Genomic DNA, 13605 nt, shown 5'->3' on the forward strand with positions numbered 1-13605 from the left:
AAAAATTGACCGCCGCCCTGCGCGAGCTGATCGAACGCCATCAGCCCAAGGCGGCCTTTGTTTATTCCACCTGTATTGTCGGCATCATCGGCGACGACCTGGAAGCGGTCTGCCGCACCATCGAGGCCGAGTACAATATTCCGGTGATCCCGGTCAAATCCGAAGGGTTCAAGGGCAACAAACGGGCCGGCTACCAGGCCGCCTGCGACGCCCTCTTCCGCCTGATCGGCAACGGCGACACCAGCTCCATCTCCAAATATTCCCTCAACATCCTCGGCGATTTCAATCTGGCCGGCGAGATCTGGATGATCCGCGAATACTACGAGCGAATGGGCATCCAGGTGGTGGCCAACATCACCGGCGACGGCCGGGTGGCCGACATCCAGCGCGCCCATGGCGCCGCCCTCAACGTGGTGCAGTGCTCCGGCTCGACCATGCAGCTGGCCAACATGATGGAAGAAAAATACGGCATTCCCTCGATCCGCGTCTCCTATTTCGGCATCGAGGACATGGCCGAGGCCCTGTACGACATCGCCCGCTTCTTCAAAGATCCGGAGATGATGGAGCGCACCAAAAAAATTGTCGAGGGCGAGGTCAAAACCCTGGCCGTGGCCCTGGAGCCCTACCGCAAAGCCCTGGCCGGCAAGAAGGCGGCCATCTACGTCGGCGGCTCGTTCAAGGCCTTTTCCCTGGTCAAGGCCTTCCGCCTGATCGACATGCAGGTGGTGATGGTCGGCTCGCAGACCGGCACCAAGGAAGATTACGAGGAACTGGCGGCGATCACCGATCCCGGAACCATCATTGTCGACGATTCCAACCCGCTGGAGCTGACCTCCTTTCTTACTGAAAAAGAGGTGGACATCTTTGTTGGCGGGGTCAAGGAACGGCCGATTGCCTACAAGCTGGGCATCGGCTTCTGCGACCACAACCATGAACGCAAAGAGGCCCTGGCCGGATTCGAGGGCATGCTCAACTTCGCCCGCGAGGTGTATTCCTCGGTGATGAGCCCGGTCTGGCAGTTCGTGCCGCGCAAGAAAACGCCGAGCACAGCAGCTGAATGATCAGCAATCGCCAAAATGTTTTTGCTCCGCCTCCCCCGGCTTGTCATTTCGACCGCAGGGAGAAATCTCCAGACGGAGAAAGGGAAGAGAGATCTCCCGCTGGTCGAAATGACAGCGCAAAGTATATGAGACTAAGGAAAACGCCATGAGCACGAATCCGCCTACATTCAAAAAACCGAGAAAACCCAACTACATTTCGACCACCAACGCCTGCAAGCTGTGCACGCCGCTCGGCGCCTGCCTGGCCTTCAAAGGCATTGAGGGCGCGGTGCCCTATCTGCACGGCTCCCAGGGCTGCGCCACCTACATGCGCCGCTACATCATCAGCCATTACAACGAGCCGATCGACATCGCCTCCTCCTCGCTCTCCGAGAAGCACGCGGTCTACGGCGGCGGCCCCAACCTCAAGCTGGGCCTGACCAACGTAGCCGCCAAGTACCGGCCCCAGCTGATCGGCATCGCCACCACCTGCCTGACCGAAACCATCGGCGACGACGTCAAGATGTACCTCCATCAGTACGCCGAGGACACCAAAGGCTCGGTGGGCTTGCCCCTGTTTGTCAACGTCTCCACTCCCAGCTACTCGGGCACCCACATGGAGGGCTTCCACGCCGCCATTCGCGAGGTTGTGGCCCAGGTGAGCGAGGGCGGACCGCGAGGCGAAGTCGTCAACCTCCTGCCCGGTTTTGTCAGCTCGGCCGATTACCGGCTGCTGGCCGAAATCATGGCCGACTTCGGCCTGGGCTGCACCCTGTTGCCCGATCTCTCCGAGACCATGGACGGCCCGGCCCTGCTGGAATACGAGAAAATCCAGGGCGGCGGCACCCCGATCGCGGCGATCAAGGCCATGGGCCGTTCCCAGGCGACCATTGAATTTGGCCCAACCCTGGCCGCAACCGGCGGCACGGTTCTGGCGGAGAAATTCAGCGTGCCCAATCACCGGCTTGGCATGCCGGTGGGCATCCGCGAGACCGACGCCTTTTTCAGCCTGCTGGAGACCATCAGCGGCCGGCCGACGCCTGAAAAATACGCCAAACAGCGCGGCCGCCTGGTCGACGCCTATGTCGACGCCCACAAGTACGTCTTCGGCAAACGGGCCATCCTCTACGGCGAGGAGGACCTGCTGGTGGGCATGTGTTCCTTCCTCGCCGAGATCGGCGTCCAGCCGGTGCTCTGCGCCTCGGGCGGCACCTCGGGCAAGCTCAAGGCCGCGATTGCAGCCGCAACCGGCGACACCCTGCCCGAACAGCCGCAGGTTTTTGAGGGCATGGATTTTTTTGAGATCAGCGAGATCGCCGAAACCCTGCAGCCCGACCTGGTGGTCGGTCATTCAAAGGGCTACCCGCTGGCGAAGAAATTGAATATCCCGCTCATCCGAGTGGGCTTCCCCATCCATGACCGGGTCGGCGGCCAGCGCATTCTCCATCTCGGGTATGCCGGCGCGCAACACCTGTTCGACATGGTGGCCAACGCGATGATCGAGAAAAAACAGGACGATTCCCCGGTCGGCTATTTCTACATGTAATTCATTCGGTCGCTATTCCACGATCAAGGAGCCAACGATATGCTCAGCGAAAAAGATTTCAATCGCCACCCCTGCTTCAACGTCAAGGCCAAAGGTCAGTACGGCCGGGTGCATCTGCCGGTTGCCCCCAAATGCAACATCCAGTGCAACTACTGCAACCGCAAGTACGACTGCGTCAACGAGTCGCGGCCCGGCGTCACCTCCACCCTGCTCAGCCCCGACCAGGCCCTGGTCTACATGGGCAAAGTGCTGGAAAAGGAACCACGCATCTCGGTGGCCGGCATCGCCGGTCCGGGCGACCCCTTTGCCAACGCCGAGGAGACCCTGGAGACCATGCGTCTGATCCGCAAAGAGTACCCGGACACTATTCTCTGCCTCTCCTCCAACGGCATGAATGTGGCGCCGCATGTGCCGGAACTGGCCGAGATCGGCGTTTCCCATGTGACCATCACCATCAACGCGGTCGATCCGGAGATTTCCCAGCACATCTATGCCTGGGTGCGGGACGGCAAGGTGCTGTATCGCGGCCGCCAGGGTGCGGAACTGCTGCTTGCCCGCCAGTTGCAGGCGATTGCGCTGTTGAAACAGCACGGGATCACGGTCAAGGTCAACACCATCGTCATTCCGGGGATCAACGATCACCACATCCCGGTGCTGGCCGCGACCATGAAGGAACTAGGCGTGGATCTGCTCAACTGCATGGCCATGTTCCCCAATGCCGATACGGCCTTTGAAAATATTGCCGAGCCTTCCAAGGAACAGATGGACACACTCCGCAACCAGGCCGAGCAGTTCCTGCCGCAGATGCGCCACTGCACCCGTTGCCGGGCCGATGCAGTCGGCCTGCTCGACAACGACCGCACCGATGAGATGCGCGGCTGCCTCAGCGCCTGCGCCCAGCTGCCCAAACCGGAAGAAACCGTTCGCCCTTATGTCGCGGTTGCGACCCTGGAGGGAGTGCTGGTCAACCAGCATCTGGGCGAGGCGACCCGGTTTCAGATCTGGGGCGAGGACGGCAAAGGCGGCTACCAGCACATTGAGGACCGCCAGGCCCCGCCCACCGGCGGGGGCAGCCAGCGCTGGCTCAACATCAGCCGTATCCTGGCCGATTGCCAGGCCATCCTGGTCAATGATCTCGGCGAATCGCCCAAGGAAATGCTCAAGAAGCGAGGCATTCAGCCCATCACCATGGTCGGGTTCATCGAGCGCGGCCTGGAGGCGGTCTATACCGGCAAGGGACTCTCCAGTCTGCAGGGACGGATGCGCAAATGTTCGTCCAAAGGTGCTTGTGCCGGCGGTGGGAACGGGTGCGGCTGATCGATCCCCCTCGTCAACCGCACCTCCCGCCGCTCGGGGCACAGGGTCTCGGGCCGGGTTGCTCCCGGCCCGGTGGACTTGTGCCCCATTTTTTTCATCGATCAAACCCCAAAGCGTTGCCCGCCAGGATCCAGGGTGCAGCAAACAACAGGTGGGTGGGTTGTGTCATTCGACCGAAAGGAGAAATCTCCAGATTCCTCACAAGCGTTCGGAATGACAGACGGAGGGGTTGAACCGAACCGAGAAGCCCTTTCGTTGCAACTGCCAGGAAGGCACCTCCGACCAAAGACCAGTAAGCCAAGGATACAACAATGTCGCCAATCCACCTCGATCTCTCCGTCAAGGACTGCCTTGACGGCCACCCGGAAACCCTGCCGGTTTTCCAGAGCTTCGGCTTTCACGATTTCGACAGCCCGCAGGTCCGCGACAAACTGGGGCCGTTCCTCAAGCTGCGCACCCTGCTGAAATTCAAACGCATCGACTCGGAACTCTTCCTCACGCGCTGTGGCCAGGCAGCCGAAGCCGATTCCACCGGCGAGCTGGCCAGTTCCGCCGCCGACATCCAAACCGCCAAGCCAACCTTGCTCGCTCTGCTCCCCTGCGGCCTCAAGGTTTCACTCGACCGCGCGCTGCAGACCTTTGCCGAGCAATTGGCCGCCAGCAACGCGCCGCTGGCCTACCTGGCCGAAGGCAACGTCAATCACGAATTGTCGTATTACCCCTACGTCGATTCGGTGGAGTCGGTGGACGAATTGCCGGATCTGATCCTCAGTTCGGACCTCAATGCCTTTTATCATCGCCGCTTTCTGGAGCGCTTCGTTCTCCCCGGCCACTTCGTCAGCGTCAACGGATCGATGCACCCACGTATGGCCGAGATCGGCTATGCCGACCCGCGCGGCCATTTCACCCAGTTCTGCGCCAACGCCCTGGTGGCGGTGCATGTCAAGGATGTGCGCCCCGAGTTGGCGCCGCCGGTCTCCTGGGCCGATTTCCTGCAGCCCGAGTACCGCAAATCGATCATCATGCGCGGTCAGGACAGCTTTTTTTGCTCCGGGGTGCTCGTGCCCTTTTTCCGCCTGTTCGGCCTGGAGGCCATCCCCCGCCTGGCGGCCAATGTCTGCGGCGGCACGCACCCCTCCCAGATGGTCAAGATGATCGACTCCCGCTCCGAAGGTTGCCCGCCCTTTTTCATTATGCCCTGGTTCTTTGCCCGGAAGATCAAGGCTGCAGAGCGGATTGAGATTCTCTTTCCCGAGGAAGGGGCCTTTGTCAGTCCGGTGCAGCTGCTGGTCAAAAAGAAGAAGCGGGCCGAGTTGGCGCAGGTGGTCGATTTTCTCATGGGCAAGGCGCTGCACCAGCACTGCAGCGACAATTTCTTCCCCACCCCGCATCCCGAGGTGGCCGACATTGTCCCTGCGGGCAAAAAACTGTTCTGGATCGGCTGGGATTTCATCTACGAAAACGACCTGGAACAGGTCAAGCAATCGGTTGGCGAGGCATTCACTACGGAATACGAGCGTACAGGCGGGGCAGGATGCGGCTGATCACGGTTGCCGGTCCGCCCTCGAGCGGCAAGACTTCGGTGCTGATCAAAACCCTGGAAGCGGTTGCCGCAGACGGCGTCAAGGCCGGGGTGATCAAATTCGACTGCCTGTTCACCGACGACGACGCCCTCTATCAGGCGGCGGGCATCCCGGTGCAGAAGGGCTTGTCGGGCGTGCTCTGTCCTGACCATTATTTTGTCAGCAACATCGACCGGGTGCTGGAGTGGTCGGCCAAGCGCCAACTGGCCATGACCGTGATTGAAAGCGCCGGCCTGTGCAACCGCTGTTCGCCGCATATCAAGGGGGCGCTGGCGGTCTGCGTCATCGACAACGTCAGCGGCCTCAACACGCCCAAGAAAATCGGGCCGATGCTCAAGCTGGCCGACGCGGTGGTGATCACCAAGGGCGACATCGTCTCCCAGGCCGAGCGCGAGGTCTTTGCCTACCGGGTGCAGAGCGTGGCCCCGCGCGCCAGAATCATCCAGATCAACGGCCGCACCGGCCAGGGCTCGCAGGCCTTGGCGCGGATGTTCATTGATGCCCCGGAACTGCAGGATTCTTCCGAAACCTTACGGTTGCGCTTCCCCATGCCGGCGGCGCTCTGCTCCTACTGTCTCGGTGAAACCCGGGTTGGCCCGGAGTACCAGATCGGCCAGTTTCGCAAGCTGAGCATTGATTGAAACCGCAGTGCAGCAAAAGCAGAGGAGGTGCTGATAGTGTTCGATGGGAAAGACCCGCGCCGTTTCCCCGCAGCACTTGTTTTGCTGTCATCTCGACCGCAGGGAGAGATCTCAATTTGCCCGCACCCGGAGATTTCTCCCTGCGGTCGAGATGACAAGCTCGATTGGGTCTACGCCACCCACTCGCTGCCATTGAAACCTACCTTGCCTTGAACAAAGGATTGATTGTGCAACCCCTCACCCAAGAAAAACTGACCCAAACCAGCCTCGCCGCCCTGCTGGCCGAGTATCCGCTGCTCGAATCGGTGCTGCTCGAGCAGGGCATCGAGTTCGACCCGGCCGAGGAGGTGACCCTTGCGGCCAAGCTGGCCCAGTGGTCGGCCCTGCGCAACCGGTCGGCCGCGGATTTTCTCGATCAGTTGCTGGCGCGGATCAACGAACTGAATGGGCTGCTCGCCTCCACCGCCTCGCTTGAACAACTGGAGATCATTGCCGGCCGCGACAAATCGGGCCAGCCGGAGCAGGTCGAGCGGATCTGTCTCCAGCGGGGCGATCTGCTGACCATTGTCGGGCCAACCGGTTCAGGAAAAAGCCGCCTGCTGGCCGACATCGAATGGCTGGCCACCGGCGACACCCCAAGCGGACGGATGATTCTGGTCGACGGCCATCCCTCCGAAGACAGACGATTTTCCACCGGCGGCGATCAGCTGATTGCCCAGTTGTCGCAGACCATGTCTTTTGTGTTGGACGCCACCGTTGAGGAACTGCTCAGCCTGCATGTGGAAAGCCGGGGCATGGCCGCATCCGTGGTTGCTGAAACCATTGCCGCGGCCAACGAGTTGTCCGGCGAGCCTTTTGCCGGCGCCACCGCGCTCACCAGCCTCAGCGGCGGCCAAACCCGGGCGCTGATGGTGGCCGACACCGCCCTGGTCTGCCGCTCGCCAATTGTGCTCATCGACGAGATCGAAAACGCCGGCATCGACCGGAGAGCCGCCTTCAACCTGCTGCTCTCGCAGGACAAAATCGTCCTCTCGGCCACCCACGACCCGTTGCTCGCCCTGCTGGCGCCGCGCCGCCTGTGCATGCGCCACGGGGCCATGCATGCGCTCCGCCAGCGCACCATCGAGGAAGAGGCCATCCTCGCCGACTTGGAGAAGCTGGACGACATCCACGCCGCCATTCGCCACCAACTGCGTCACGGCGGACAGGCGGCGCCCATTGATCTTGAGAATTTCCGGAGGAACACGCCATGACCGCTACAATCCGCTTTTTCGAGAAACCCCACTGCACCGGCAACGCCCGTCAAAAAGCCATTCTCCTCTCCGCCGGGCACCGCCTGATCACCGAAAATCTGCTCGAATTCCCTTTCACCAGGGAAGAACTGCGCTCCTTTTTCGGCGCTCTGCCGGTGGCACAATGGTTCAATGGATTGGCGCCCAAGGTGAAATCGGGCGAGGTGGATATTCACGGCATGGATGAGCATCAGGCGCTGGACGCCATGTTGGCCGATCCGCTGCTGATCCGGCGGCCGCTGATGGAGGTGGCCGGCGTGCGTCTGGTGGGATTTAATATCGAGGAGTTGGAACGAATTGGAGTGAGCTGCAAAGAGAGCCCGCGCTTGAACCTGCTGGCCGGGGTGGATTTGGAAGGATGCCCTGGAGATGCGATTGGCATTCAATGCGACCAGCCTCGGACCTTGCCGACTCTGGGGTGAGGGGACGCCGTTGGATGTTGCGCCTACAAGGGGCGGAAGCGCGTTCTGCATCTTGAGCGCGCCACCGGTTGTGGTTTACGGCAGCAAAAAGGCAACGCGATGCAGCCGGTTACCCGCCCTTGGCCAAAATGAGTTCAACCGGAGCCACGGCGGCTTCCACCGAAACACCCCATCAGATTGAACCGACGTTGACGGCGGGCATGGCGGCGGGAGGCGCTTGATCAAGAACGCTTCGATACCACGCAAGCTCCTTCTCCTGGGTTGCCAAGCTCTCAACCAATTCTTCACAGCGCTTCCTCAATCGATCAAACTCCTGGGTGAGCACCGCAACCGCCGTGAGTGTAGCGACAGCATCTTTACCTCCAGAGAACCCGAGGGCTTCCTGGAAAACAGCGAATCTGTTGCTGGGCGTCTCTCTTTCGCCGCACCCCTCCGCCTCGTTTTGTTCGCCCCCGAGACAGGCGTCAGCCCTGCCTACCCCATCTTCCCCCTCCTGTATTGGGTCGCACGTTTGCCCATCGGCTTCACTCCATTGGCTTGTTGCGGCCGACAGCGCTTGGCAAGGCGCCCGCATCGCTGCGGGATAGTCGAGTGCAACGGCTTGCTCTTCGCAGCTGCAGAGGAGGCTGTCTCCCGGTTTTGTCCCTAAGGTCATGCTCTTTTCCTCCAATATGACAATTTCCAGTTCCGCCGGCTTATCGCCTTTGCAGACTGCACAGACGGGATGTGTTTTCCGCCCATTCTTGGTTCCGTTGTAGGTGCGGACAACGTTGTGTTGCTTTTCCCAGCAGAATCGTTCGAACCCTTGCTGTGTCATTTTTGTTGGCAGGCCAAAGGTTATTGGACATATTTTTTTGATGATCTCTATCGGCATAGCACGTTGCGCCTCCTGGCGGCAGTTCCGTCGAGCCTCGCGTTTCCCTGGAGCGGTGATGACCGGCACAACCCTTTCGCTTCGCTGTCTATCCTTTCTTGCTCGCAAACAGCAGCAGCGCGCCGCCCCCGACAATTGCCGCCACCCCGGCCCAGAGCGGAATGTTCACCGTCTCTTTTTCCGCCACGGACATGTCAAGCGTCCCTATCTTGATCTCGTGGGTCTCGGTGGTATAGCTGAACTTGCCGTACAAGAGCCCCGCGCCGCCGCCCACGATGAGCAGGATTGCCACTATTTTCACTGCGTCCATTGCTTCTCCTCCTTCGGAAAAATGATTCCACTTCGGTTACGAACCCACCTCACCCGTGCATCAGCGGGGCAAGCTATCCTTGCATATATTGAGAACGCCCCAGTCGGGCAGTCTCGCAGCCTATGGTTATGCCATGCCTTGCCCCCTTGAACCGACTTACCTTGCACTTGATCCAGACGTCTTCACGCAATGCGGAGATGGCGCACAGGCGATGATAGCCGTTGACAATGAACATCTTCCCTTTGCCTTCATCGCGAACCAGGAGAAGCGGCGCCAGGGGGATGTTGTTTTGTATTTTTATTCGATCATGTTCGATGTGCGCGTTGTTGGCCTCGAACTGGGCAAGGCCGGAAGCGGAAAAGATGTCGTGCGCTTTAAGATGAACAACGGGCGTCGACTTCAGCTTCAAGACTATTTCAGCAACTTGTGCAGGATTGTACAGAAGCAGCAGATAGGCCTCCGCCGCCGTATAGGCGTGCGCCTCCACATCAAATCGCCATTTTATCTCGTGCAGCTGGCTTTCACTTTTCGGCATATCGTTTCCTGAAAAGGTTGTCATTGACCGCCTCCAACCACCTCGCGCAGAGCGCCCAATGATGAGGGGAGAGACAATGTGAAACATCAAGATCTATGCCCAAAAGGAAAGCGCGCAAAGTCGCCTATTTTATGACGGAATATTTAAGAGTTACCCTGAACAAAAGGATACCTTCGACTTCAACCGACGAACGAGAAAATGTGGCGCGCAACGAAAAAGTGTACGTTTTCGCGCAACACGCAACATAGCCTAAAGGAGGGAGAGGAGGGCAGACCGCGGGCCAAGAGGAGCCTGGATGATGCAACGCCTCTTTGCCTGTCCGGGCGATGCAATGGTTTTCGTCCAAACGACAATACGCGCAAAGATTTTGCGCCTGGAAATTTTACCGTAACCGGCGTATGTTACGATGCTTCTTCGCGACCGCCAGGAAGCGTCTTAAAGACACACACATTTTAACGTTTGATATTGGAGTAGTGAGCGCTATGCACATCAAAAAAGTGGTCGACGACATCTATCGACTTTCGGTCAACATTGAAGACAAAAACTATCTGTTCGAGGGCATCTGGCCGATTCCCCACGGCATTTCCATCAACGGCTACCTGATCAAGAGCGAAAAGAACGTCCTGATTGATCTGACGCAGGATATTTTCAACTTTCCCAAAGAAATCAGCCATCAGATGGAAGGGGTGACGATGGCCGTCGAGGACGTCGACATCCTGGTGATCAACCACATGGAACCCGATCACTCCGGCTGGCTGCGCGAATTCTGCAAGAAGAACAGCAAGGCAATCATCTACTGCACCAAGAAGGCCATCCCTCTGCTTGAGGCCTTTGCCTCTGTGCCGCCCGAGAGGGCCATTGCCATCACCGACGGCATGGTGCTGACGGTGGGCGACTATGAATTGCAGTTTTTCGACACCCCCAACATCCACTGGCCCGAGACCATGATGACCTACGAGCGCAAGCGCAAGATTCTCTTCTCGTGCGACGCCTTCGGCTCCTATGGCCGCATCGACGAGGACGCGATCTTTGACGACCAGATCTCCCAGGAAAAACACAAATTTTTCGAGGAGGAGGCGCTGCGTTACTACGCCAACATCGTGGCCACTTTTTCCGCCTTTGTCCTCAAGGGGCTGGAGAAGCTCAAAGGGTTGGACATAGAGGTGATCTGCCCCTCGCACGGCATCATCTGGCGCGACAACCCGGCCGTTATCATTGAGCATTACAAACGCTACGCCGAATACAGCAAGGGACCTGCAGAACGCGAGGTGACCGTGGTGTGGAGTTCCATGTACGGCAACACCAAGCAGGTGCTGAATTTGGTGATTGAGACGCTGCGCAAGCGAGGCATCCCGGTCCACGTCTTCCAGGTCCCCGGCGACGAGATCGGCTACATCCTGGCCAGCGCCTGGAAATCCGCGGGTCTGATTTTCGGCATGCCCACCTATGAATACAAGATGTTCCCGCCCATGGCGCACACCATTGAGGAGTTGATGGTGAAAAAGGTCACCAACAAGAAGGTGTTCCGCTTTGGTTCGTACGGCTGGGTTGGCGGCGCCCAAAAGGATTTCGAGGCCAAAACCGAAAAATCAGGCTGGGACGTGCTCGGCCATTACGAGTGGCAAGGAGCCCCGACCGACGCCGACAAAGCCGCCATGCAGCAGGCTCTCGACGCCTATTGCGACACGCTGATCGCATTCGCCAAATAACGCAGAGCAATCCTCAAGCACGCTTGCAACACGTTCCCCGCCTTGCACTTAACCGCCCCGCTGCACCTGTTTGCAGCGGGGCGGCACATCTCTCTCCTGTTTTTCACGACACACTCGCCGATTTGAGCGGCCACTCTTTTCCGTCACCCAGCAAGGGTTGGCTGAAATCACCGACAAGGCAATCTCGGGATATTTTTTTTTAGCGCCTTGCTTTTTCCAGAACCCCTGTGCGATAATGAGCGCATTCGAACAATATTTTTGTGTTTTTTGTCCTCTGCACAATTTTTCAAACGAAGGCGAATACTATGCGCTGCCCTAAATGCGGTTACATTTCTTTTGACAATATCGACACCTGCAAGAAATGCAATAAACTGGTTGGGTCTCTCACTTCCGAGATCAATGGAACTATTTACAATGCCACAGCACCTTCCTTTTTAAAATTTTCACCGGATACGCCTTTAAAGCCAAGCATCAAAGCCCCGAAGGAGATTCCAGCAGAGGAAGAATCTCCCTCCTTGCGCAATGGGATCGATACCGAATTCATTCTAAAAGATGATCAAGAGGATGCCTTTGGCGCCGATGCCGCTGCCTTTTCCGGCACAGACCAGATCATGGATCTCGATGATTTTAGCGAGGTTTCTCCGCGAGCTGAATATACCCTGGATTTCGATGCGGAACCTGACGCCGACGCCCCTCAACTGCCGGCCATTGATTTCAGCGATCTGGATATTTCCGACTTGGCCCCTCCCCGGGCAGACGCCATCCCAACCTACGCCCAAGAAGAGGAGACGGCCCCTGCCGCCCTGGTCCTGGACGCCTTGGCCCCATCTCCTCCTCCGCCCCCTGAGACGGCTTCCCAATCAACAGGATTGGAAGACCTCAACTTTCAAGACTTGGAACTCGACGCACCCTCCAAACTTGTCAGCGGCAGTGCCGCTGGAAAACGTTATTTGCCGTCGGTGAAGACGGGGACGGCCTTGGACAAATTTGAAATCGACCTCGGGGATCTCTTCGCGGAGAATAAAAAGTAAAAAGAGATTGACAACACACCGATACTTTGATAAATGATCGGGACTTCAAATTCGATGCCGAGATAGCTCAGTCGGTAGAGCAACGGACTGAAAATCCGTGTGTCCCTGGTTCAAATCCTGGTCTCGGCACCAACAAATTCAAGGGGTTACAGCTTTTTTGACTGTGACCCCTTTTTTGTCTCTGGCCAGCCTCTGGTCAATCTGAATATTTTTCCAAACTACTATCCAAAAAGCTGTTATCACTGGATTTTGTAGCACCGCCCTCAGTTCTTCTCCCCTGCCATAGCCCATAAAACCTTGAGTTCGAAGGCTATCCACTCAACAACTGCACTCTTCACTAATTTGCAGCAAACGTTGCATAAAGAGCGAGTTAACCAAACAAAGCTGCCAGATTTAGCTCAAATCTCCGATCACCCTCCGGTCAACTGCAATAGAAAACAAACATCAACTGTGGTGAAACCTCAAAAATGCTGGGGGTCGCTTTACTGGTCAATCGGCTCCAACCTCACCCCATTATCTGCATTCTGTGACAGGTTCAACGGCAGTAGATACCCGTCTTCACAGAGCCACTGAATCTGTGTATCAGCGCTAAAAACAGATCCAAAACGTTCTTGCTGAAGATAACGGAAGAGTTGGGCTGGATTAATCCCACCTTCGGCCAGCGCTCCATCAGGAACCACGACTTCGGGATTAATCCGAAACTCACCTACCGGATATCCCGGCCGGGATACTCTGAGCATCGCCCTTTGCGCGGCTCTGGAATAAATTTATTCACCCCACCCCCTTTTCCTCAATTTAAACCTGGTCGGAATTAAAGGGGTTGATTTTTCCGTTTTTTCGGAAAAAAATCAACAAAATTGTTTTTATATTTTTACTGCTCTTCGTTATTATCCCAAATAAATTTGCCGACATCTAGCTTTCAATTAGCCACGATGTGGTTCTTGTTAACAAGAGAAAAATATCTTTTTCCTTTAAAGAGGAATGAATTATGCCGCTCAATGCTGACCTGTGCTGACCCCATAGCGCTATGGTTAAATTATGCTATGAATTATAGTATGTTACGCAGAGAGATGACTGGACATGTTTAGGATTGTTTTTTGCGTATGATTAATCAATGCCAGATAGGTTTTATGATAAACGCTTCAATTCTATCCATGCTCCTCTTCCGCATAGGCACTGCAGGCTTATTCCATTTCTAAAACAAAAGTGATATAATGTGCCCATCAATGGAGGTGGGTATATGGCACGACCAGCAAGCGGCAAGGAAGTTTTAGCAAAGGCGAAAGAAGCATTGACAAAAGCGCG

Annotated in this window: 12 protein-coding genes and 1 tRNA gene; 10 read left to right on the forward strand and 3 right to left on the reverse strand. The window is 57.3% G+C overall.

All coding sequences use genetic code 11. The annotated features are described in order from the left end of the window. The 7 genes from RCH93_RS07545 to RCH93_RS07575 form a co-directional block, all read left to right on the forward strand. Positions 1-1061 (forward strand): nitrogenase component 1 (locus tag RCH93_RS07545; protein WP_306547730.1); only part of this gene is annotated, 1061 nt, incomplete at its 5' end. 145 nt (positions 1062-1206) lie between these two features. Then, a complete protein-coding gene (locus RCH93_RS07550) occupies positions 1207-2586 on the forward strand; it encodes a nitrogenase component 1 (RefSeq protein ID WP_306547731.1) in 1380 nt (459 codons plus the stop codon). 39 nt (positions 2587-2625) lie between these two features. After that, entirely contained in the window at positions 2626-3903 is a 1278-nt protein-coding gene (gene nifB / locus RCH93_RS07555; RefSeq protein WP_306547732.1) for a nitrogenase cofactor biosynthesis protein NifB, read from the forward strand. Between the two features lie 311 nt (positions 3904-4214). Beyond that, positions 4215-5447, forward strand: coding sequence for an ABC transporter substrate-binding protein (locus RCH93_RS07560; RefSeq protein ID WP_306547733.1), 1233 nt, complete (start codon positions 4215-4217; stop codon positions 5445-5447). After that, positions 5438-6127, forward strand: a complete 690-nt coding sequence (locus tag RCH93_RS07565; protein ID WP_306547734.1) for a GTP-binding protein — start codon at positions 5438-5440, stop codon at positions 6125-6127. Before RCH93_RS07560 ends, RCH93_RS07565 begins: the two co-directional genes overlap by 10 nt. A gap of 227 nt (positions 6128-6354) precedes the next feature. After that, on the forward strand, positions 6355-7380 hold the full coding sequence (locus RCH93_RS07570; RefSeq protein ID WP_306547735.1) for an ATP-binding cassette domain-containing protein: 1026 nt from the start codon (positions 6355-6357) through the stop codon (positions 7378-7380). Next, entirely contained in the window at positions 7377-7841 is a 465-nt protein-coding gene (locus tag RCH93_RS07575) for an ArsC/Spx/MgsR family protein (protein WP_306547736.1), read from the forward strand. Before RCH93_RS07570 ends, RCH93_RS07575 begins: the two co-directional genes overlap by 4 nt. Positions 7842-8013: 172 nt before the next feature. Here RCH93_RS07575 and RCH93_RS07580 read toward each other — a convergent pair whose 3' ends face one another. The 3 genes from RCH93_RS07580 to RCH93_RS07590 all read right to left on the reverse strand — a co-directional run bounded on the left by RCH93_RS07580 (position 8014) and on the right by RCH93_RS07590 (position 9560). Continuing rightward, entirely contained in the window at positions 8014-8715 is a 702-nt protein-coding gene (locus RCH93_RS07580; RefSeq protein ID WP_306547737.1) for a hypothetical protein, read from the reverse strand. An 88-nt stretch (positions 8716-8803) separates the two neighbouring features. After that, positions 8804-9025 carry a hypothetical protein gene (locus RCH93_RS07585; protein ID WP_306547738.1) on the reverse strand — a complete coding sequence of 74 codons (222 nt, stop codon included), beginning with the start codon at positions 9023-9025 and terminating at the stop codon, positions 8804-8806. A gap of 73 nt (positions 9026-9098) precedes the next feature. Beyond that, entirely contained in the window at positions 9099-9560 is a 462-nt protein-coding gene (locus RCH93_RS07590) for a hypothetical protein (protein WP_306547740.1), read from the reverse strand. Positions 9561-10042: 482 nt separating this feature from the next. Between RCH93_RS07590 and RCH93_RS07595 the strand changes: the two genes are divergently transcribed. The 3 genes from RCH93_RS07595 to RCH93_RS07605 all read left to right on the forward strand — a co-directional run bounded on the left by RCH93_RS07595 (position 10043) and on the right by RCH93_RS07605 (position 12432). After that, positions 10043-11269: an FprA family A-type flavoprotein gene (locus tag RCH93_RS07595; protein ID WP_306547741.1), complete on the forward strand. Its 1227-nt coding sequence runs from the start codon at positions 10043-10045 to the stop codon at positions 11267-11269. Between the two features lie 305 nt (positions 11270-11574). Beyond that, positions 11575-12300: a hypothetical protein gene (locus tag RCH93_RS07600; protein WP_306547742.1), complete on the forward strand. Its 726-nt coding sequence runs from the start codon at positions 11575-11577 to the stop codon at positions 12298-12300. A 56-nt stretch (positions 12301-12356) separates the two neighbouring features. Next, a tRNA-Phe gene (locus RCH93_RS07605) sits at positions 12357-12432 on the forward strand. The last annotated feature ends 1173 nt before the right edge of the window (positions 12433-13605 follow it).

This window comes from Desulfobulbus sp. (genome assembly GCF_030824455.1).
GTDB lineage: Bacteria > Desulfobacterota > Desulfobulbia > Desulfobulbales > Desulfobulbaceae > Desulfobulbus.